At 72.5% G+C, this 21532-nt stretch carries 20 protein-coding genes; 2 read left to right on the plus strand and 18 right to left on the minus strand.

Annotation, left to right across the window (positions count from 1 at the left end; genetic code table 11):
- The first annotated feature begins 103 nt into the window (after positions 1-103).
- Positions 104-736 carry an NADPH-dependent FMN reductase gene (locus AC061S_RS00270; protein ID WP_478683728.1) on the plus strand — a complete coding sequence of 211 codons (633 nt, stop codon included), beginning with the start codon at positions 104-106 and terminating at the stop codon, positions 734-736.
- A gap of 13 nt (positions 737-749) precedes the next feature.
- Entirely contained in the window at positions 750-2249 is a 1500-nt protein-coding gene (locus AC061S_RS00275) for a DHA2 family efflux MFS transporter permease subunit (RefSeq protein ID WP_478683729.1), read from the plus strand.
- Between the two features lie 30 nt (positions 2250-2279).
- On the opposite strand, the gene AC061S_RS00280 is transcribed toward AC061S_RS00275, so the two are convergent.
- From AC061S_RS00280 to lxmK, 18 genes are all read right to left on the minus strand, one after another.
- Positions 2280-3176 (minus strand): hypothetical protein, encoded by an 897-nt coding sequence (locus AC061S_RS00280; RefSeq protein WP_478683730.1) that lies wholly within the window; start codon positions 3174-3176, stop codon positions 2280-2282.
- A 222-nt stretch (positions 3177-3398) separates the two neighbouring features.
- The gene (locus AC061S_RS00285) at positions 3399-5303 is read right to left on the minus strand and encodes a GMC oxidoreductase (protein WP_478683731.1); all 1905 of its coding nucleotides are present in this window, start codon (positions 5301-5303) and stop codon (positions 3399-3401) included.
- Positions 5300-5734, minus strand: a complete 435-nt coding sequence (locus AC061S_RS00290) for a hypothetical protein (protein ID WP_478683732.1) — start codon at positions 5732-5734, stop codon at positions 5300-5302. The genes AC061S_RS00285 and AC061S_RS00290 overlap by 4 nt, the downstream gene beginning before the upstream one ends.
- A gap of 195 nt (positions 5735-5929) precedes the next feature.
- On the minus strand, positions 5930-6886 hold the full coding sequence (locus tag AC061S_RS00295; RefSeq protein WP_478683733.1) for a sensor histidine kinase: 957 nt from the start codon (positions 6884-6886) through the stop codon (positions 5930-5932).
- Positions 6887-7038: 152 nt separating this feature from the next.
- Complete coding sequence (locus AC061S_RS00300; protein WP_478683734.1) at positions 7039-7722, minus strand: response regulator; 684 nt, start codon at positions 7720-7722, stop codon at positions 7039-7041.
- A 23-nt stretch (positions 7723-7745) separates the two neighbouring features.
- A complete protein-coding gene (locus AC061S_RS00305) occupies positions 7746-10418 on the minus strand; it encodes a M16 family metallopeptidase (protein ID WP_478683735.1) in 2673 nt (890 codons plus the stop codon).
- Positions 10408-11055 (minus strand): GOLPH3/VPS74 family protein, encoded by a 648-nt coding sequence (locus AC061S_RS00310; RefSeq protein ID WP_478683736.1) that lies wholly within the window; start codon positions 11053-11055, stop codon positions 10408-10410. The genes AC061S_RS00305 and AC061S_RS00310 overlap by 11 nt, the downstream gene beginning before the upstream one ends.
- A complete protein-coding gene (locus tag AC061S_RS00315; RefSeq protein WP_478683737.1) occupies positions 10994-11980 on the minus strand; it encodes a phosphotransferase in 987 nt (328 codons plus the stop codon). The genes AC061S_RS00310 and AC061S_RS00315 overlap by 62 nt, the downstream gene beginning before the upstream one ends.
- Entirely contained in the window at positions 11977-12639 is a 663-nt protein-coding gene (locus AC061S_RS00320; RefSeq protein WP_478683738.1) for a flavoprotein, read from the minus strand. Before AC061S_RS00320 ends, AC061S_RS00315 begins: the two co-directional genes overlap by 4 nt.
- Complete coding sequence (locus AC061S_RS00325; RefSeq protein WP_478683739.1) at positions 12636-13694, minus strand: LLM class flavin-dependent oxidoreductase; 1059 nt, start codon at positions 13692-13694, stop codon at positions 12636-12638. The genes AC061S_RS00320 and AC061S_RS00325 overlap by 4 nt, the downstream gene beginning before the upstream one ends.
- Entirely contained in the window at positions 13691-15478 is a 1788-nt protein-coding gene (locus AC061S_RS00330; RefSeq protein WP_478683740.1) for an ABC transporter ATP-binding protein, read from the minus strand. The genes AC061S_RS00325 and AC061S_RS00330 overlap by 4 nt, the downstream gene beginning before the upstream one ends.
- Positions 15475-16746 (minus strand): ABC transporter permease, encoded by a 1272-nt coding sequence (locus AC061S_RS00335; protein ID WP_478683741.1) that lies wholly within the window; start codon positions 16744-16746, stop codon positions 15475-15477. The genes AC061S_RS00330 and AC061S_RS00335 overlap by 4 nt, the downstream gene beginning before the upstream one ends.
- Positions 16743-17642 (minus strand): ABC transporter ATP-binding protein, encoded by a 900-nt coding sequence (locus AC061S_RS00340; protein ID WP_478683742.1) that lies wholly within the window; start codon positions 17640-17642, stop codon positions 16743-16745. Before AC061S_RS00340 ends, AC061S_RS00335 begins: the two co-directional genes overlap by 4 nt.
- The gene (locus AC061S_RS00345) at positions 17635-18621 is read right to left on the minus strand and encodes a methyltransferase (RefSeq protein ID WP_478683743.1); all 987 of its coding nucleotides are present in this window, start codon (positions 18619-18621) and stop codon (positions 17635-17637) included. The genes AC061S_RS00340 and AC061S_RS00345 overlap by 8 nt, the downstream gene beginning before the upstream one ends.
- A gap of 157 nt (positions 18622-18778) precedes the next feature.
- Positions 18779-18946 carry a hypothetical protein gene (locus tag AC061S_RS00350; protein ID WP_327681803.1) on the minus strand — a complete coding sequence of 56 codons (168 nt, stop codon included), beginning with the start codon at positions 18944-18946 and terminating at the stop codon, positions 18779-18781.
- Between the two features lie 87 nt (positions 18947-19033).
- The gene (locus AC061S_RS00355) at positions 19034-19237 is read right to left on the minus strand and encodes an LxmA leader domain family RiPP (protein WP_478683744.1); all 204 of its coding nucleotides are present in this window, start codon (positions 19235-19237) and stop codon (positions 19034-19036) included.
- Positions 19238-19310: 73 nt separating this feature from the next.
- Positions 19311-20354 carry a T3SS effector HopA1 family protein gene (locus AC061S_RS00360; protein ID WP_478683745.1) on the minus strand — a complete coding sequence of 348 codons (1044 nt, stop codon included), beginning with the start codon at positions 20352-20354 and terminating at the stop codon, positions 19311-19313.
- Positions 20351-21481: a class V lanthionine synthetase subunit LxmK gene (gene lxmK / locus AC061S_RS00365; RefSeq protein WP_478683746.1), complete on the minus strand. Its 1131-nt coding sequence runs from the start codon at positions 21479-21481 to the stop codon at positions 20351-20353. Before lxmK ends, AC061S_RS00360 begins: the two co-directional genes overlap by 4 nt.
- Positions 21482-21532: the final 51 nt, after the last annotated feature.

Here is a 21532-nt window from a genome sequence, read left to right on the forward strand (position 1 = left end):
AGAAAAAGTACAACGACCGTTGCATTTTTTACAACGCTCGTTGTAGTTTACCGGAGGAGCGGCCGTACCGAACGGCCGCCTCGCCAACGAGGGGGACCCTGCCATGCCCGACACCGCTTCCGACACCGCTTCCGCCGCCCCCCACGAGGACGCGCCGCTGCGCGTCGCCGTCATCCTCGGCAGCGTCCGCGAGGGCCGTCAGGGCCCCGCCGTCGCCGACTGGTTCCTCGGCGCCGCGGGCGCCCTCGGCGGCCTGGACCTCGACCTCATCGACCTCGCCGACGTCGACCTGCCGCTGGTCATGCCCGGCTGGGGCGGCACCCCGGACCCGCGGGCGGCCGCCGCCCTCGCGGAGGTCAGCCCGCGGCTGGCCGCCGCCGAGGCCTTCGTCATCGTCACCCCCGAGTACAACCACAGCTTCCCGGCCGTGCTGAAGAACCTCATCGACTGGCACCGCGAGGAATGGCACGCCAAGCCGGCCGGCTTCGTCTCCTACGGCGGCCTCGGCGGCGGCCTGCGCGCCGTCGAGCAGCTCCGGCTGGTCTTCGCCGAGCTGCACGCCGTGACCGTGCGCGACTCCGTCAGCCTGCACGGGCCGTGGTCCGGGCTCGGCCCGGACGGCGCACCGCGCGACACCGCCGTGGCCGAGGGCGCGGTCAAGGGCATGGTCGGCCAGCTGGCCTGGTGGGGACGGGCGCTGCGCGAGGCCCGCGCGAGCCGCCCGTACCAGGGCTGAGGGGGGCACGGGGATGCGTACGATCCAGGAACCCGGCGGCCCCGAACCGACTGCGGGGCCCGCGGGCGCCGCGGGGCCCGCCGACACCGCCGACCCGGCCAGCGCGTCGGCGTCATCGACTTCATCGGCTTCATCGGCTTCATCGGCTTCATCCGCGCGGCTGCTCCGGCGGACCGCGGGCGTGGTCATCGTCGGCTCGGTCATGTCGGTGCTCGACATGACGATCGTCAACGTCGCCCTGCACCGCCTCTCCGAGGCCTTCCACGCACCGCTGGCGACGATCCAGTGGGCCGCCAGCGCGTACACGCTCGCGCTCGCCGCCGTCATCCCGGCCTCGGCCTGGGCGATGGGCCGGTTCGGCGCCAAGCGGACCTACCTGGGCGCCCTCACCCTGTTCTCGCTCGGATCGCTGCTCGCCGCGTGCGCCTGGAGCGCCGGGAGCCTGATCGCCTTCCGCGCGGTACAGGGCCTCGGCGGCGGGCTGCTCATGCCCGTCGGCATGGCCATGGTGATGCGCACGGCGGACCCGGCCCGGCTCGGGCGGGTGATGGCCCTGCTCGGGCTGCCCATCATCGTCGGGCCGGTGGCCGGGCCCGTGCTGGGCGGCTGGCTGGTCGACTCCGCCTCCTGGCAGTGGATCTTCCTGGTCAACCTGCCCGTCGGGGCGGTGGCCCTGATCCTCGCCGCGAAGCTGCTGAGCTCCGACGCCCCGAGCGAGCAGGCCGCCGCGCCCCGGCTGGACGTACCCGGCCTGCTGATGCTCTCCCCCGGCCTCGCCCTGCTCCTCTACGGTCTGGCCCGGGGCGGGGAGGGCGGCACCTTCACCGCGCCCGACGCCCTGCTCCCCACCCTGGCGGGCGCCGCGCTCGTCGCCGCCTTCGGCCGCCGCGCGCTGACGGCCCGCGAGCCGCTGCTCGACCTGAGGCTGCTGAGCGACCGCACCTTCCGGGCGGGAATCGCCACGCTCACCCTCTTCACCTGCGGCTACTTCGGATCCATGCTGCTCGGACCGATGTACTGGCAGCAGGGCCGCGGCATGAGCGCGACGGCGGCGGGGCTACTGGGCGCGCCGACCGGGCTCGCCGTCGGGCTGGTCATGCAGATCGCCTCGCGCCGCGTCGACAAGGTCTCCCCGCGCCGGCTGATCCGGGCCGGGATCGCGGTGGGCGCGCTGGGCATGGCCCTGACCGCCCTCCAGGCCGGGTCCCCGGAGGTGGCGCCCTGGCGGTTCGCCGCGGCTTCGGTGGTGATGGGCATCGGCGCCGGAATGGTCCTGATGCCCACGATGACCACCGCGAGCCGTGACCTCCCGAGGGCCCGCCTGACCGCGGCGAGCACCATCCTCAGCATCAACTCCCAGATCGGCGCCTCGGCGGGCACGGCCCTCCTCTCCGTCACCCTGAGCAGCGCGGGCACGACCCCGGCGGGCTTCCGCACCACGTACGCGATCGCAGCGCTCCTCCTCGCCCTGGCCCTGCTGCCCGCTTCCCGACTCCCCGACCGGCACCCCTGACCGGCACCCCAACCCGCCGGCGGCGTCCTCTCAGGGAGCCGCGGCAGTCGACCCCTCCTCGGGATCCGGCGCCGCGGGTCCGAGGTAGTAGGGCCGGTTGTGAGCGGCGACCGGCGGTGACTGGTAGGTCCACGCCCCGGCCGCGGGGGTGTCGCCGATCAGCCGGGTGAGGTCCTGACCTGCCTCCGCAGCGGTGTCGTGGAGGGTGAGCCTGACGCGGGCGGTGGTGGCCGGGCCGAGGGTGTACTGCCGGTAGGGCTGGTAGACGTTCATCGGCCCGGCCAGTGCCCTGCCTCCCTCATCGGTGCCGTAGCCGGTGATCGGGGTGTTGTTCGCCGGAGTGTGGTCCAGCCCCGTCAGGTCGGCTGTGAAGGAGAGCAGGTCGGCCTCGTGCCGGGTGATGCTCGCGCCGTCCGGGGCGGGCGAAGCCTTCTTGCAGCGGACCGACCAGGCATCTCCACCGGGTCCGTTGAGCGAGGGCATCGTCGTCTCGAACCAGCCGGGGTACTTGGGCTCGGCGTACAGCTTGCGCCCGGCATCGATGGCGAAGGGGTTGTCGCACAGGACGTGGATGCGGGCGATGCCGAGCAGCTTGGTCTGGTCGTAGCCGTGGGCGTACTCCTCGTACGTCAGGCGGGGCAGCCGGCCGCGGGCCTCCGTCGGGAAGGCGACGATGTTGCACTCGATCTCCTGCGTGACACCGCCGCCGAAGGCGTACTGGGCGAAGTAGAGCTGGTAGTTCAGGGACACGAGCGCGCGCCCCTCGAACTCCGCGGCGCTCAGGGCCGGGTGGTGTTTGGCCAGGAGTTCGCGCACCGGCTGTGGATCGACCAGGTAGTCCAGCCCGATGTGGTGCAGGGCTCCGTAGTGGAAGGGGAGCTGGAAGGGGGCCGCGACGGGCGGCAGGGACAGCGGACCGGGGGTCATGAGGCGGCTCCGGGAGTGGCGGGTGTGAGCGGGGTGGCGGGCGTGAGCGGGGTGGCGGGGCCTAGTGCTGTGGCCGGAAAGGTTTGCCGGGTCGCGGTGTCCGGTGCGGTGCATCGCAAGGCGGAGGACCCCGACTCGTACTGGACGTACCGTCGTGGTCCGACAACACGGCGAGGTGCCGTGCCGGGCGCCGTGACACGGTGAACCTTTCCGGTCACAGCACTAGGGACTGGCCGGGGCCTGCGGACTGGCGGGGGCCCGGCCTGCGAGGGCGGCGGGCCTGTCGCGTGCCGCGAGATCCCGTTCGATCCGTTCGGCACTCCGCAGGGCCAGGGCGGCCATCGTCAGGGTGGGGTTGGAGGTGGCGACCGACGGCATGCTGCCGCAGCCGACGGCGTACAGGCCCGGATGGTCCCAGCAGCGCTGCCACTCGTCGACCACGGAGGAGGCCGGCGAACCGCCCATGACGTGGGTGCCCGCGGCGTGCCCGGCGCCCCGGTAGGCGTACGGCCGCCCGTCGTGGACGAAGCGGCCCGGCCAGCCCGGGCCGGGGGCGTAGTCGGTGCGGTCCTCGGCGCCGAGGAGCGCGAAGATCTGGTCGGAGACCGCCCTGGCCGCCGCCATCCCGTCCTTGACGTGCTCCGAGAGGTCGTACGTCACCACGGGACGGGGCAGCCCCAGCGCGTCGCGGCGCTCGTGGTCGAGGGTGATCCGGTTGGCCGGGTCGGCGCTCTGCTCCATCTCGAACTGCAGCGAGAACTGCCGCCCGACGCGGTCCTCCAGGGCGGTGCGCAGCTCCGCTCCGAACAGCCCGCGCCCGTCCCGGCCCCCGGTCCGCAGCAGTTCGGCCACGTCTCCGTCGACCGGCCCCTTCGCCCACACCCAGCCCCAGTTTCCGATCTCGACGCGGAACGGGGCGCGGGAGCGGCGGGCCGGGCCGAATCGGAAGCCCTCGAGGCCCGAGGTGGAACCGGGACCGCGATAGGGCCCGACCGGTTCGGGCATCAGCCCCCAGGTGAGCAGGACCGGATGGTCCATCAGGTTGCGGCCGACCTGGTCGCTCCGGTTGGCCAGGTCCGAGAGCAGCAGCAGCCGGGCGTTCTCGACGGCGTGCGCGGCCAGTACGACGACGTCCGCCGCGGCCCTGGCCGTCACCGCACCCGCTTCTTCCCCCTCCGTGCCGTACGAGAGGTATTCGACACCGGTGGCACGGCCGTTGCCGTCGACGAGGACCCGGCTGACCACGGCACGGTCGACCAGCCGTACGGTCGGCCCCCACTGGCCCTGGGTCTTCAGCGGCGTGTACTTGGCGTGCGACGGGCAGATGGGAATGCAGCTGGCGCTGCCCGCGCAGCGGCTGCCCGCCTCCGGCCGGCCCCCCGCGCCGGCGGGCACGTACCCCGCCCCACCGTCGTACGAGGGGTTCGGTTCACCGTTGCGCCCGTGCGGCGTACCGGTCACCCGCAACGCGACCGGTAAGCGGCCGGCCGGGTCCTTGACCCACCGCCCGTCGAGCCGCTCGGCCATGACCCGGTCCAGGTAGCCGGCGGGCAGGGAGCGCATGGGGAAGACGTAGCCGTCCGGAAACGGCAGACCGACGTGGACGCGCTGCTCCTCGACGTCGGCGGCCACCCCGATCTCCCGTTCCGCGGCCCGGTAGTAGGGCTCCACCTGGTCGTAGCCGATCGGCCAGCTGCGGCCGTAGCCGAAGTCCTCGGTCCGGAAGTCCTCGGGATGCATCCGCGGGGTCAGCCCGGTCCAGACGTTCCCGGTGCCACCGTTGACGCGTACGTACCCGCTGCCGTACGGGAGTTCACCGCGCTGGAGCAGATGGCCTTCGGCCCGGTAGCCACCGCCGGCCCGGCCCGCGATGTCGGTGACCTCGGGCCAGGGCGCCGCCGGATGGGCCCGATAGGGGGAGCCGGGCACCTTGGCCGTCGCCGAGTAGTAGGTCTCCAGTGCTTCGCGGTGGCCCCGCACCGGATCGGCCGCACCCGCTCCGGCCTCCAGCACCAGGACCCGCCGGCCCTGCTCACCCAGCGCTTTGGCCACCAGCGACCCGGCGATCCCCGCACCCACCACGATCACGTCGTAGCGCGGCCCGGCCGGGGCTCCGTCCCCCCTCACCGGCCCGCCTCCGCGTTCCGGGAACGCGCAGCGGGCGGCTCGGCCCACGACCCGAAACCCGGCTGCGCGGTACCGGGCGCGTCCCCGCCGAACGTCTGCCAGACCAAGCCCCCGGCGTACGCCCGCGCCGACACCACGAACGGTTCCCCACCTCCGACTCCCGGCCAACAGCCGGTGTACCAAAGGTGCGTGACCGCCCTGGCCGCCTCCAGCAGCCCCTCGTCCCGCACCCCGTCCAGGCCGCCGGCCTGCTCCAGCGCACCGGCGATCCGTCCGATGCCCCCGGCCTCGATCCGCCCCGCCACGACGGCCGCATAGTCCTCCGCCAGCCCCAGGGCCTCCAGCTCGGCAGCGCCGAACCCGGTCAACACGGCGGACACGGCAACGAACTCACCGACCAGGTCCACTACTTCCCCACGCACGTCCGCCACACGCCCTTCTCCCCAGCCGCTCCGGCAGTCCGCAGTCCGGGCCCAGCTCCGAAGGCGGCACATGGCTGTGATCAATGCCCCGCCCCGAGCCGGGCCAAGCGCTCGGATCCGGACAGACTCCACGGCCACGGCAAGCGGGGCGACTCCCGCGCGGTCCCGGTCAGCGCCGCGTTCGCGTGCCGAGGCGTCGGCCGTTCACGGCCTGGCGCCCGTCGGGAGGCAGGCGCTGACCAGGAATCCGCCGTCCTCCGTCGGGTGGGCCTCGAAGGCGCCGCCCAGGAGTTGGGCGCGCTCGCGCAGCCCGACCAGGCCATGGCCGCCGTGCGGGAGGTCCGGGGGCCGGACCGTGGGGTCGGGCGGACCGCTGCGGATCTCCACGCGCAGCCCGTCGGCCTCCTGGCGGATGGCCATCCGCACCGAGGCGCCGGGTGCGTGCTTGCGCACGTTGGTCAGCGTCTCCTGCACCGTCCGGAACGCGGCACGCTCCACGGACTCCGGGAACCGGCCCGTGAGGCCTTCGGCGACGTCCCACTCGACCGTGAGCCCGCTGTCCTCGATCAGCCGGGGGATGTCGGAGAGGCGGGGCTGCGGGCCGAGCTGTTCGCAGTTCCCGCCCGCCGCACGCAGGACGCCCACCATCTGGCGCAGTTCGTTCAGGGTCCGGACGGACAGCTCTCGGATCGTCGCCGCGGCCTCCCGGGCCGCCGGGTCGCGGGCCAGCACCGTGAGGCCACCCGCCTGGAGACTGATCAGGGAGACCTGGTGGGCGACCACGTCGTGCATCTCGCGGGCCAGCCTGACCCGTTCCGTGGCCAGTACGCGCTCGGCCAGCAGCCGGTCCTCGCGGCCCCGGGTGCGGGTGAGCTCCGCCAGGCGGGCCGCGAGTTCCCGGCGGGTGGTGACGAAGAGGCCCAGGACGATGGGCCCCCCGGCGGTCACGAACGCGTCGATGATCTGCAGCGCGACCTCCCGGGACGGGGACAGCACCGGGTTGCCGATGGGGTAGGGCAGGAAGTGGGCGGCGGCGACCAGCACCGCGCACCCCGCCAGGAGCCGGCGGTCGCCGCGCCGGCAGGCGACGGTGTACAGGGCGAAGAGCGAAGCGAAAACGGTGTAGCCGATGTACAGCCCCGGCAGCGTGGCCAGCAGCACCGTCAGCGGAAAGCGGTGGCGCAGCAGCAGGCCCGCGGCGGCGAACAGCGACAGCCCCAGTGCGGGACTGGGCGAGACACCGTTGACCAGCAGCGCTTCGACGGCGGCCGCCGCGACCGGGCCGATCCTCGTCAGCCACGGCGGAAGGGTGCTCAGCTCAACGCTCCGCGGCCGAGGTGCGGGCCGTCCACGAGCCCGGCGCGGTCGGCGACCACGGCGGCCTGGACCCGGTTGATTCCGCCGAGCTTGGCGAGCACGACGCTGATGTGGTCCTTGATCGTGCTGCTCGCGAGTTCCAGACGCTCGGCCGCCTGCAGGTTCGACAGGCCTTCGCCGAGGAGCGCCAGCACTTCCCGTTCGCGCGCCGTGAGCGTCTGCACCGCCTTCACGGCCTGTTGATCCGCGTCGGTCGCGGGGTCCAGGTAGTGGTCGATGACCGTACGGACGACGCCGGGGGCCAGCACGCTGCTCCCGGTGGCCAGGATGCGTACGGACTGGACCAGGAGCTCCGGGTCCGTGTCCTTGAGCAGGAACCCCGTCGCACCGAGCCGCAGGGCGGGCCCGAGGTACTCCTCCGCGTCGAACGTGGTCAGCATCGCGACGGCGGGAAGCTGCGCAGCCAGGGCGGCCCGCAGCCCGCGCAGCACGCTCAGGCCGTCCACCTCCGGCATCCGGATGTCCAGCAGCACCACATCGGGGCGGTGCGCGACGACGGTGGCCACCGCCTGCCCTCCGTTGCAGTCCGCGACGACCTCGATGTCGCTCGCGGAGGACAGGATGAGCCGCAGCACGGAGCGGACCAGCTGCTCGTCGTCCACCACGACAACGCGGATCACGGTCTCTCCTCCGTCAGGACACTTCAGCGCCTCACTCTACGGAGTTCCGTTTCGTCCGCCTGCCCCGGGCCCGTTCTCCCCACGAGCACTCCGGCCAGAGGTCGCGCCGCGAACAGTTCGGCCCCGACACGGGCGACGTCCGCCGTGCTCGCTTCGCGCATCAGGCGCGGCAACCGGGCGGCCCAGGCGGGCGCCTGACCATAGGCGACCGTCCGGCACAGGACGTCCGCCACCCCTGCCTGCGAGTCGAAGACGGACAGCAGCTGCCCCGCGCAGAAGGCGCGGGCCGCGGACACCTCGGCGGTTCCCGGCGGATCCTCGGCCATGGCCAGGGCCTCTGCCCGCAGTTCCCCGAGGGCCTCCGGTACCCGTGCTTCCGGTAGCCATGCCCGTACGTACGCGCGCGGCCGGTCCCCGAGGACATCGCGTCCGGCGAGCGCCACGTAGGCCGACGTACCGCGGCGGGCGAGCCGGGCGGCGAGACGGGACCCGAAGTACCCGCCGAAGACCGCCGTCGCGACATAGCGCGCCGCCTCGTCCGGACCGTTCATCGAGGCGGGCGCGTACAGCGTGAGGTGGGCGCCCGGGTAGTGGTCCTGGCGCACCACGAGCAGGTCCGCGCCGTCGTCGGGCCGGGAAGGTTCCGCCGGGGCCTCCTCGGCACCGGCCGAGGTCCACGGGGCGAGCAGGTGTTCCGCGCGCGCCGCCAGCCGGGCGCCGTCCAGCGCGCCGACGGCGATCAGGGTTGCGCCCGCGGGGTTCACGACCGAGCGGTGCAGCGCGGCCGGATCGTCCAGGGCGGCCGCGGGCCGGTCCGCCGGCCGACGGCGCAGAGCGTCGTCGGCCACGCGGTCCGCGGGGCGCAGGAGCGACGGGCCGCGCGGTACCGGCGGGGCAGCCGATGTCCGCGGCCGCGCGCCCTCACGGGCCGCCGGTTCCGGGGCGGAGGCGAGTTCGGCCAGGACGGACAGCCAGGTGTCCACGTCCGACGGTGCGACGTGGCCGGTCGCCTCCAGCCACTGGCCGTCGGTGGACCACTGGATGTCGCCCCGTACGGATGCGGCTCGCCAGGCCGTACGGGCCCGCTGGTTGAGCAGGCGCAGCAGCGCGTCCACCTCGTCGGGCCGGGTCCAGCCCAGCACGCCGAGGGGCTTCCTCAGACGCAGCTCGACCACCGGGGTGCGGGTGTGGACGGCCACCAGCCGCAGGCCGTTCCCCAGGGTGGCGTCCGCGCTGACGGCGAGGTCCGGGTCCTTGACGGGGCGCTCGGGCTCGGGCTCCGGCACGGGCACGCGCCGCGGTCCGGCCGGGCTGCTGCCCAGCTGCGCAGCGGTGCGGTGCGGCCGGACCGCCATCGCGGGGGCCACGGCGGGTGACGACTCCGGGGACGCTGCGGGGGACACGGGCGCGGACGCTGCGGGGAAAGCGGGCGCGGAGCGGACCGCCGGCGCCGGGCGGGTGCGTACCGGGCCGGGTTCGATCACCAGAACCGCCTTGTGCGCGCGCAGCAGCCCGCGCGCGGCCTCGGCCACCTGGGACGGGCCGATCTCCGAGAGCCGCAGCGGGAGCTCGTCGAGGAGTTCGGCGCGGCCGAAGAGCGTTTCCAGCCGGCCCAGCGCGCGCGTGCGGACCTGGAGGTCGTCGTGGTCGCGATGGTGTTCCAGGACCAGTGCGCCGACGGCCCGGGCCACGGCGTCATCGCGGCCCTCGCCCTCGGCCCACGCCCGCCAGTGCCCCTCGATCCGTGCCAGCAGATCCCGCGGCGAGCTCCCCGCCGCCGGCCGGCCGGTGAGGACCAGGGTGTCGGGACTCCTCGCGTCCAGGGGGCCGAAGAAGCCGCAGCTGCTGTCGACCTCGCCGTCGCCGGCCAGCAGCCCGGCCAGCACCCGGTGTGCGAGATAGCCGGTCAGGTCACGGCCGGGGTCGGGGAGGCGGTAGCCGACGGCGACGGCGGTCTCGGAGACCCCGGCCTCGGTGCACACGCTCCACCGGTCGGCCTCCGGCACCGGCTCGTCCAGCTCCGGGCGGGGCGGCACCGGGCGGTCGGGTATGTCCCCGAAGTGGCGCTCGACGAGCTCGAGCCCGGCACGGAGGCCGAAGCCGCCGCCCACGGTGAGTACCGCGTTGGACGGGGCGTAGTAGGTGTCGAAGAACTCGGCGCACTGGTCGGGTGTGGTGTGCCGCAGCTCGGCGATGTCCCCGTAGCCGTCGTGGGCGTTGGCGTGCGACGCGTAGAGCAGGCCGGGCAGCAGCGGCCAGGGGAATCCGCCGTAGGGGCGGGCCACGGTCGCCTGGTGGATCTCCTGTGCGACCCCGTCGAGCTGCTCGGCGAGGCTGTCCGGGGTGAACCGGGGCGCCCGCATCCGGTCCGCCTCGCTGAACAGTGCCTGCTCCAGCGCCTCGGCCGGTACGGCCTGGTAGTAGTCCGTGTAGTCCTGGTGGGTGGTGCCGTTGGCCTCACCGCCCGAGGCGTGCACGTGGTCGTAGAACGCGCCGTTCGGCAGGCTCTCGCTGCCCCGGAACATCAGGTGCTCGAAGAGGTGGGCGAAGCCCTCCCTGGCAGGGGGTTCGGAACGGAATCCGACCCCGTAGTGCACGCACACCGTCACGCGCGGGGCGCCGGGGTCGGGTGCCAGCAGCACCCGGAGCCCGTTGGCCAGGGTCACCCGGTGCAGCGGCGGGCGCTCACCCCGCATGGGCGATCTCCACCGTCTCGCGGAGTTCCGGAAGGATCCTGCGCAGCGCCTCGAAGGCCGGGCCGCCGCGGCCGGCCAGCGCTGCGAGCCGCTGCCGGTACGCCTTGGTCTCCGCCTCGCTGATGACGGTACGCAGGCCGCCCGCCGCGGCCAGCGTGACCAGAGCGGCGTCGCGGTCGGCCACCGCGTCGGCCGGCTCCTCGCCGCGCAGCGCCCGGACGGCCTGGTTCCGCAGGAGGTCGCCGGCTTCGGTGGACCGCAGGTTCACGGTCGTCACGGGGACCAGGCCGCCGAGGCGGTGGGCGTCGAGGCTCAGGAAGCCCGCCTCCGCGAGCCGTTCCCGCACGGCGGTGAGGGTGGGCTTCACGCCCTGGTTGATCCATCCCTTCCAGGCCAGGGGCCCGGAGCGGGCGATGAGCCCGAGCAGGTCGTCGAGCGCCGGCTCTCCCGTCGGCTCCCCCTCGGCCGCGGCGGGCCTGCCGTCGGCGTCGGTGAGCAGCCCTCGCAGGGCGAGCTCGGCGAGGGCCCCGGCCCGCACCACGTGGCCGATGGTGTCGGTGCTGGTGAGCTTCTGGTTATCCGTGTTCCACGCCAGCAGGTACAGGCCGGACGGAAGTGAAAGCTGGTGCTGCTGCATGGGAGCCCTCCTGGGGGCGGACGGGAATGAGATCGATGAGAAAGGTGAGGAACGCGGCGAACCGCTCGAACTCGACCGGGTGCCAGCCGATGTACGCGATGTAGTCGTGCAGATGGAGGGCGACCCGTACGGCCGCGTGCCGGGGCCAGGTGGAGCCCAGCGGCCGTCCGTAGCCCTCCTGCAGCGCGTCGCTGAGGCGCTGCCACTGCCGCGCATCACCGCCCAGCTGCCAGGAGAGTTCGACGATCTCCCCGAGCGCCCAGCCCAGATCGGAGTGCCAGGGTCCCAGGCACAGGTCCTCGCCGATGAGCAGTTCGGCGCGACCCGAGGAGGGATCGACGACGAGGGATCCCAGTCCGGGCGCGCCATGGGCCACGACCAGCGGCTCGGTCGCCCCGCCGGGGTCGGCCCCGTCCGCGTACGCCGGGGCGCACCAGGCGCGCAACGTCGCCCAGCGGGCGGGCCCGAGCCGGTCCTTCAGCATGGCCCCCGCCTGGGCGGCCCACACCTGCGGCGCGCGGCCGCTCAGCCAGCGCTCCAGCCGGACCAGTCCGCGCGACGGCGCGGCGAGCCGCGGTCCGGTGACGGGAGCCGGAACGGCGTGCAGGGCGGCGAGCAGGCCGCCCAGCTCGCGCACCGCGGGCTCCAGACCGGCGTGCGCGCCGTCCCGGAGCAGGCAGCCGGCGACGGATTCGCCGCCGCCGAGGTCGTACGTGCGCTCCTGCTGCCCGCCGCCCGGCCGGCCCGGCACCAGCCGGGCGCCACCGGGGGTTTCGAGGACCGCGAGCGTGCTGTCCAGGGCGCCGTTCACCGGGGAGAAGGGCGCGGGGGCCAGCGCACCGGGGGACCTGGTCCAGCGGTGTCCCCCGCCGTCACGGCGGGTGATCGTGGTCCGGAGCAGGCCGGTGGCGAACTCGGTCGTCATACCGGGCTCCCCTCCGCCAGCAGCGCGGCCGTCGGCGGCAGGGGCGCCGCCGCTCCGGCCCGCTCGGCGAGTTCCACCCTGCGCCGCTCCAGCAGTTCGATGACGTCCGGCATCAGCGCGGGCACCCACGCGTCGGACCGCCCGGTGGTCGCGCTCACCCCCGAGCGGGGCGGCGCGACCACGACGTTGCGCCGTGCGGTCAGCGCGGTCCAGTGCGCTTGGTAGGCGGCGCTGTCCAGGCCACCGGGCGGCAGCGCGGGCGCCACCGCGACGGGTGCGGCCGTGCACTGCGCGGCGAGCAGCGCGGGGGTGTCGGCCAGACCGAGCGCGAGACGGGCGACGAAGTGCAGCGTCGCCGGATGGACGACCACCGCTTCGGCCCACTCCGCCCATGCGACGTGCCGGGCGTGTGCGGTGTCCTCGGGCCAGGTGTCCGTGAGGACGTCACCACCGGTCCGTGCCGCCAACGAGGCCCGGCTCACGAAGCGTTCGGCGCTCCGCGTGATCACCGTCTTGATCTCCAGACGGGGGTAGGAGGCGCGGAGCCACTCCGCCCAGAACGGCAGGTCCGAGACCGAGATCGACCCGGTTCCGACCAGGAGCAGCCGGGAGACGCCGAAGTCCGGGACACCGTCGACGGCGGGCGCGGGGTGGTTCACAGCACACCCCCGCGCGAGGCCGTGGCGAAGCGGCCGGCGTCGGCCGGTGCGCCGCCCTCGCCCGCCGCGGCGCCACTCCCGCCGGACACGGCGCCCCGCGGGAGCGCGCCCAGGAGCGTCTCCAGTTCACCGAGAGCCGCGGGCAGTCCGTAGCGCCGGCACAGTCCGGTGACGTTCAGCACGATCTCGTCCACGCCGGCCGCCCGGTACTCGTCGAGCACGGCCAGGATCTCGTCGACGTCACCGCTGACGAAGCCACGCCCGGCGATCACCGCCTTGGCCGACCCGGGCAGGTCGTCCGGATCGACGTCGATTCCCGACCGGCGCAGCATGTCCTGGTAGTGCGGCAGTTTCAGATGCCCGGTGTTGCCCGCGAGCAGCAGTTCCACCGGATCGCGGTCGGCCGCGCGCAGCGCCAGGGGGACCATCGCCACCAGCCGCGGCACCGGCCTCCCGGCCGCCCGCGCGCCCTCGCGGAGGGCGGGCGCGATGACCTCCCGCAGGTAGCGGGGCGGGGTCATCCACGTGATGGCGACATCGGCGACCTCCCCCGCGACCCGGGCCATCCTGGGCCGCAGCACACCGAGTCCGACCTCTACGGGAGGACCGGGCTCCGGCACCAGCTCGACATGGCAGGTGAAGTACTCGCCGTCGAGCTCGACCCGGCGTCCCGCCAGCAGCCCGCCGACGATGGTCAGGTACTCGCGTACCGCGGTCAGCGGGCTGGCGTAGGGGGCGCCGAGCACGCTGCGCTGCAGGACGGCCGCGCCCGGACCGTACCCGGCCACCACCGGATGGCCGGTCGCGAGGGCCAGCGAACGCGCCTGCAGCGCAGCCTCGTAGGGGTGCCGGAACGGCATGAGGGTCACGCCCGTGCCTACGGGCACCCGGAAGCCGGAGGCGGCCAGATGGTTGAAGGTCTGGTGGGGTTCGACGACCAGCGCCTGCCCCTGCCACAGCCGGTACGCCGAGCTGTGCTGCACGAGGGCCGCCAGCGGCAGGGCCTGCTCCGACCTGGTCGGCATGAACGGCATCAGGACGGAGATGGTGCTCACGCGGTCTCCAGGGTGCTGAGGAGCTGGCCGGCGACCAGTTCGGTGTACGCGGGGCAGCTGCCGAGCAGACCGGTGTGCGTGCCCTGGGCGATGACCTGCCCCTGGTCCATGACGATCACCTGGTCGGCGTGCTGCACGGTCGAGATGCGGTGTGCGACGACCAGGACGGCACGGTCGCCCGCGAGGTCGTCCACGACGCGGCGCAGCTTCCCCTCGTTGACGCTGTCGAGCTGCGAGGACGGCTCGTCCAGCAGCACCAGCCGGGCGTCGGTCAGGGCCACCCGCGCGAGCGCCAGCCGCTGGCGCTGCCCGCCGGACAGGTCCTCGGCGCCGCCCAGCACGGTGTCGAGGCCGGCCGGGAGCCGCCGGATCTCCTCCTCCAGGCCGACCTTGGCGAGCGCCTCCATGAGCGTCCGGTCCGGCAGGGCGTCCTCGCGACCGAGGTTCAGATTCATCCGGATCGAGTCTCGGACGAGGGTGAAGCCCTGGTCCACATAGGCGAGTTGTCCACGGAGTTCGCCGAGCGGCAGGTGCCGCAGGTCGTGGCCGAAGACCTCGACCCGCCCGGAGTGCGGGGTCATGAAGTGCTCGATGAGGCCCAGCACGGTGGACTTGCCCGCTCCCGAGAGCCCGACGACGGCGGTGAGGCCGGCGGCGGGCACGGTGAGGTCCACCTCGTGCAGCACGGGCTGGTCGCCGTAGCCGATGCTGACGCGGTCGAACCGCACCGCGGGCGCTCCGGGCCGTGCCGGAGCGAGCGCCGTCCGGCGGCCGGCCGGCACGGGCTCCACGCTCTCCACGGGCAGGGCGAAGACGCTCTTGAAACGCTCCTTGGCCACCATCCCGGCTTGAATGGTGGAGGCGCCCGAGGCCGCCATGATCAGCGGCGCGGTGAGCTGCAGCAGGTAGAGGAGGAAGGCGACGAAGTCCGCCAGGTCCAGGTCTCCGGAGACCAGTCGGGCCCCACCGCCGATGAGGACGGTGAGCAGCGCGATCTGCTGGCCCAGGTTGATCACCGGGACCACGAGGGACTCCAGTCTGGCCACCTCGGTGCCGAGCCGGGACAGGCTCTCCGCCCTGCCCGCCAGGACCCGCGCGACCTGGCGCTCCGCCCGGTACGCCTTGATGACGGTCAGCGCGTCGAGGGCGGTCACGAAGTGCTGGGTGAGGGAACCGAGTTCCTCTTGAACGGCGCCGTACTTCCGGCGCAGGCCCACGACCACGACGGCCACGATCGCCACCGCCGTGACGAAGCCCGCCATGGTGATCAGCAGGAGCATCCAGTCCAGGATGCCCATGATGACGAGCGTCCCGACCAGGGTGATGCACGCCATCGGCAGCTGGATCGGCCCGATGTCGAGGGCGCCCTTGAGCTGCATGGCGTCCGCGGTCAGCCGCGACGCCAGGTTGCCGCTGCCCTCGCGGCGCGCGTCGGCCATCCGCAGTCCGAGGCCGTGGCGCATGGTGCGGATGCGGAGCCGGCAGATCAGGTTCTCGCCCAACTGGGAGAGCAGATACGCGGCCAGTGCCCCGGCCGCCGCGGCGCCCACCCCGACTCCGGCCATCGCGGCGGTCGTCCAGGTGAGGCCCTTGCCCTCCTGGACCTCCCGCACCAGGGTTCCGACGACCATCGGCAGCGCGAGGGTCGCCGCCGCCGAAATCAGCGAGAGGACGGCGATGGCCGCCACCTTCAGGCCGTTGCCCGCGGTCAGTTCGTGCAGGATCCGCAGCTCAGCGGACTCCGCGCGCGCCCCTTCAGCGGCCGCCGTGCCGTCGGTGCTCATGAGCCGGCCCCTTCACGGGCGCGCCGCAGCGCTTCCCGGGTCTTGATGATTCCGCCGTGCTGGAGGATCGCCGCCATGTAGATGCGGCCGCCGACGCGCAGCAGTACGCCGATCGCCACGGCCATCAGGAGCGCCGCCGCCACGATGTCCCACCAGGGCACCGGGTCCGCGGCCATGCGTACGGGCATCACGGCCCACGAGCTGCCGGGGACGATGGAGAAGATGCGGGTGAGGGTCGGGCTGAAATCGATGAACGGGAGCAGCGCGGCGGTGAAGCTGATCGTCTGCAGGAAGCTGACCGGACCGGCCGCGTGCTGGATGTCCTCCTGCCGGGAGACCATGGCGCCGGCCAGGGCCCAGAGCGTGGCGAAGAGGAAGTAGCCGGGGACGAACCAGGCGATGACCAGCAGCCCGGTGCCGATGGCGTCGGCGGGGGCGTCGAGCAGCCCGGTGATCAGCGCGAAGCCGATTCCGCACACCATGATCGCGGTGATCTGGGCGAGCGCGACGACCCCGATGCCCAGCACCTTCCCGGTGAGCAGGTGCCAGGACCTGACCTTGGCGAGCAGGATCTCCACGATCCGGCTCGACTTCTCCTCCAGCACGCCCTGTGCGATCCCCTGGCCGAACATCAGCATCATGAAGAAGAGGAGCATCACGCCGATTCCGGCGGTCATCGTCCGCTGGAAGTCGCGTTCCACGTCCGGGTCGAGGGCCGTCACCTGAAGCGGCTTGACGGTCAGGGCCTCGGCGATCGGGCCGTCCTGCAGGCCGCTGTTCCTCAGGCGGTCCACGGTGACGGTCGTGCGGTGAGCCTCCTGCACGGCCGTGCCCAGCTCCTCGGGAAGCTTCTCCTGGACGACGATCCGCCCGTCGCCGACGAGCGCGGCCTCGGCCTTGCCCTCCTGGACCGCCCTGCGTGCGGCGTCCGCGTCGGCGTACTGGACGATCTCGACGCCGGGGCCGCCGGCGGCACTCTGCGCCGTCAGGGCGTCCGTGAACCCGCGCTGCTGTCCGACGACTCCGACGGTGGACTTCTCGTCGCCGAAATCGAAGGCGGTCTGCAGTCCGAGTGACCCGCAGAACACCACGATCATGATGACCAGCGAGACCCACATCTCCTTGCGCCGGAACTGGGTGGATATCTCGCGCTGGGCGACCATCCAGACCAGCGTGCCGCTGCCCAGCCGGTCGGCCCGGTACGTCTGCGCCTGCGCCTGTCGCTGCCCGTGCGGCGTCGTCTTCGCCCGTCGCTCCGTAGTCGTCATGACGCCACCGCATCCCGGAAGATCTCTGCCAGCGTCGGCTCGCGCCGCGAGAAGTGCACGAGTTCGCCGAGGCTCTGGGCCGCGGCCAGTACGTCCCGTACCGGCACGTCCTGCTCGACCTCCACCGTGACGGCCCCCTCGTCGTCCGTTTCCCGGGACACGATCCGCGTGCCGGGCAGCTCGTCCGCCCAGCCCCGTGGTGCGCCGGTCAGGGCTATCCGTATCTGCCGGCTGCCGGTGCCGCGCCGCAGCTCGGCCACGGTTCCCTCCGCGACGACGGTTCCGTCGCGGATGATCCCCACCCGGTCGCAGAGCCGTTCCACGAGTTCGAGCTGATGGCTGGAGAAGACCACGGGGACGCCCTTGCCGCTGAACTCCACCAGGGCGTCGGCCATCGCGTCGGTCGCGACCGGGTCCAGGCCGGAGAAGGGTTCGTCCAGGATCAGCACTTCGGGGTCGTGGATCACCGCGGCGATCAGCTGGACCTTCTGCTGGTTGCCGAGCGAGAGCTTCTCCAGGGTGTCCTTGGGACTCATCTTCACTCCGAGCCGTTCGATCCACTCATCGGCCCGCCGCTTGGCGACCGCGGTGGTGATCCCGCTGAGGCGGGCGAAGTAGACGAGCTGGTCACGCGGGCGCATCGTCGCGTACAGACCGCGCTCCTCCGGCATGTAGCCGATGCGGCGGCGGATCTCGGCATCCACCGAGACGCCGTTCCAGCGGACTTCGCCGGCGTCCGGGGACAGCAGGCCGAGCGCGATGCGCATCGCGGTGGTCTTGCCCGCCCCGTTCGCTCCGCAGAAGCCGAAGAGCTCGCCCGGACGGACCTCGAAGCTCAGCTCGCGCAGTACGTGCTTGGCCGCGAAGCTCTTGGTGAGCCGGTCAAACTCAAGCACGCGTGTCCCCCGCCCCGAATTCGAGGAGCGACCGGACGCGCGTGCCGGGCCCCTCCCAGGTGAGGGTCAGCCCCGCGGCGGCGCCCAGTTCCTTCAGCCGGCCGACGGTGCGTGACGCGGTCGGTACGGTGGCCGAGACCCAGAGGTCGGTGGCCGCGGCGCTCTGGCCGGAGCTGTCCAAATCCAGGTTGATCTCGGCGAGCAGCACCTTTCCCGCCGGGCCGGCCGCCTCGCCGCATCTGCCGAGAATCTCCACCGCACGCTCGTCGGTCCAGTCGGCGAGGATCCCGGAGAGCAGGTAGACATCGGCTCCGGTGGGGAGCGGGTCGAAGAAGCTGCCCGCCACCGCCTCGCCCCGGTCGCTCAGGCCGGCCTCGGCGATCCTGCGGGCGGCGATCTTGGAGACGCCCGGCAGGTCGAGTACGGCGCCGGTCAGATGCGGGTGCCTGCCCAGAAGTTCCATGAGGAGTGTGCCGTTGTTGCCGCCGACGTCGATGACGCGGCGCACGCCGCTCCAGTCGTAGGCGTCGACGATGAGGTCCGCGTCGAAGGCGATGCGGGTCAGGCCTTCCTTGTCCAGCGCCTCGGCGAACGCCGGATCCCCGTTGATGTCGTCCCAGTACTCGCGTCCGAACGCGGCGGCATAGCTCGACTCACCGGTCCGTACGGTGTGCAGCAGGCCCACGAGTCCCAGATCGGCTCGGCCGAACAGCCCTTCCGCGCTGAGGAACTGGCCCATGCTCTGCTCGCTGTCCCGGCGCAGGGGCTCGCCCAGTTCGGTCAGTTCGAAGGCGTCCTCTGCGTCGCGGCGAAGGAGGCCGAGTTCGTCGAGGTAGCGGAGCAGCTTGGCGAGCATCACGGGGTTCGCGCCGGTGCGCTCCGCGAGCGTCCGCGCCGTCAAAGGACCGTGAGCCAGATGGTCGGCGAGCTGGAGTGCCGCGGCGGCACGGATCGCATTGGGCCGCAGCAAGTCGGCCATGTCCAGGAGAGTCGCGGCATGTGATGTTGTGTTCACGATTCTTGTTTCCCTCATGGCCGTGACAGCCAACTCGTCTCGTCGGTACGCTGTGTTCTTCGAGCCGACGGTGGCCCCGCAATTAGCGTTTGCGGGGCCACCGTTGCTACGAGAGGTCGATCTAGCCGGGACCATTGGTCGTGATGTAGCTGATCGCAAAGCTCGCGGCGGCACCACAGAAGGGGGTCGTCGCCGGAGCGTCGACCATGGCGGTCACATTGAGCTCATCGGTCTCGGCGTACGACGTGTAGCCCGTGACCATCTCTTCGATGAGAAACTTCTCGTTCATTGAATTCACCTCCTCTTTTTCTGACCTACGTGTGTGCGGGAGGGGCTGTTCAGCCGTGCGGCTGGATCAGCAACCCACCTTGCTGGATCAGCAACCCACCTTGTACGTGGCACCGCCGACGGCGCTGGCCGCGGCGGAGATGAGCCACTTGCCGGCGGCGGCACCGGTGACGGCGGCACAGGCGGGGGTGGTGGCCGGCGCGTCGACGGCCGCCTGGGTGTTGAGCTCATTGGCGGTCGCGTACGCGTCGTAACCGGCGATGAGCTCCATCATCGAGGCGTTGTCGCCCATGATTTTTCTCCCTGTTTCAGTGACTGGCTGATGCGAAAGCAGAGAATGCGTGCACTCACTCCCTGCAACCGCCTCAGAACAACCGGGGCGATGTGGAATTGCGCGCCGGATCGGCGGGGTCGATATTGGCCTCCGCGAACTGGGACAGCAGCTCGCGCTCCACGGAGATTCCGGACTTCCTGCTGTCGAGTACGGCCTTGGCGACCGCACTCGCGCGGTGCTGGCCGAAGCTCAGTCCCTGCATCGGCTGACGCCGGTCCTCCGGTTCCCAGGCCAGTGCGACACCGGGCCCGAGCCGATGGGTGAACACCGAGGTCTCCTCCCCCACCCCGGGACTTCCCGCGACGGCCTCGGCCAGCCCCGTGACGGCAGCCCGGGCGTCCTCGTCGAGATAGACCACCAGGGCGTCGCGCCGGGGATACAGCAGCCTCGAGGAGAGCACCTTGGCCCGGTAGGGCACCTTCCGCTCCTCCAGGTGGCTCAGGACCCGGCCCCACACGGAGACGGCGCTCCGCGAGTCGGTGAGGTGGACGTAGAGCCGGACGGTCGCCCCACCGGAGCCGCTCCCGGGAGTGGATCCGTCGACCAGGAAGAACCCGGGCGAGAGCGCGGGGCGCGCGGCCGGCACCCGCAGCGTGATGCGGTCACCGGGAACCCACTCGACGGTCGCTCCGGCTGTTTCGCCGAGTGCCCCCTCCACGGATTCCCGTGCGATACGGATGCGCACCCCGTCCCGCTGCACGACGGCCTCCGCCCCGCCCGCGACGGACCGGGCCGGAGCGGCGTGCACGAGCACGCCGACCGAGGTGTGCTCATGCGGCACGGCCTCGCCGAGCGCCTGCTCGAACTCCGCGTCCCTCAGCTGCCGCGGGAGGTTCTCCGAGTCCTCACGGCGGCCCGCGTGCCAGGTCTCGTAGAGCGCGCCGGCGAGCAGGGACTCCAGGGCACGCGGATCGTCGGCCGTGAGTTCCCGGCCGTCCACGGTCGCGGACACCCCGTCCTCCGCGACCGATATGCCACCGACCGCCGACCGCAGGGCCGCGGACAGTTCGGCCACGGCCAGTCCGGCGACGGCCAGTCCGGCCACGGCCACGGGGTCCTCGTTCACACCACTCATGCCGTTTCCCCCAGTCCAAGCGTGACAGCGAACCGCTCGGGGTTCAGCAATATCCCTCGTCCGACGCCGGCGGCCGCACGTTCGATCCCGGAAATCCGGCCGCGTTGCGGGCTTCCCGCGATCATGCGGTCCAGCATGTGCCAACCGGCGAAAGCGGTGGCCCGCACGGCGAGTTCAGCATCGGCCCGTCCGGCGCTCTCGCAATATCCGTCCCAGAACTGCCGGATACGTGGGCGCAGCCGCTCGATCTTTTCCGCGCCCCGCCGCAGGACCGACTCATGCGTGAGGTCGGCATCCACGAAAACCGCATCACCGCGAGAGGTCGCGATGTCCAGGATGGAACGGTAAAGCCATTCACCGGCGAATCCGCCGACATCGCGCGCCGGGTCGGCCAGCCGGAATTCTTCCCAGTCCGCGACGTAGAACGCCTCGTCCGTGACCAGCAATTGATCCACACGCAGATCGCAGTGGGCCGGCACCCGGGATGCTTCCGCTTCCCGGGCACGCAGGTCCGTCACCGCCGCGATCAGCGCGGGGTCGCTCTGCATGAGCCGCCAGGTCTGCAGCTCCCCGAAGCTGAGGTTGTCGAACATCCGCTGCGGCAGCGCCTGCAGCAGCGCCGGAGAGGGCAGTTCCAGTACGGAACCGTCCAGGTCGGAGGGCTGTCGCACCGGGCTGCCGTGCAGCAGGCCGATGGCCCCGCCGACCGCGTGGGCCAGCGCGTCGTCGAACGTCTCGTCGACCATCAACTCCGCGCCGCTCCGCGCGCCTTCGAGATACTCGAAGGCCACGATCCCCGCCTCCTCGTCACAGCCCAGGAACTCCGGACCGCGCAAGGCACTGGAGGAGAGTTCCGCGGAGAACCGCTCGAAGGACAACAGGCGCCGCATTCTTGCGCGTACGTCGTCACCCCCGCCGACCAGACGCTTGACGAATACCTTGCGTCCGCCGGCCGTGTCACCCGCCCACACTTCATTGCGGCCCACCGGAGCGACGAGTGAATCCCGGTCGAACGGACCGAGCCCCAGCCTTTCCAGAAGTACGTCAACTTCGGGCGCCTTCCCCAGATCGACCGGCGCAAATCCCGGCCGTCTCGTGGAGACGCGCTCACGTGTCGGATTACCCATAGCCATTCCCCCCGTCCGGCTGCCTACAGGTCTCACTCTCTCCTGACCGGT

It is taken from the genome of Streptomyces sp. CA189, assembly GCF_056428985.1.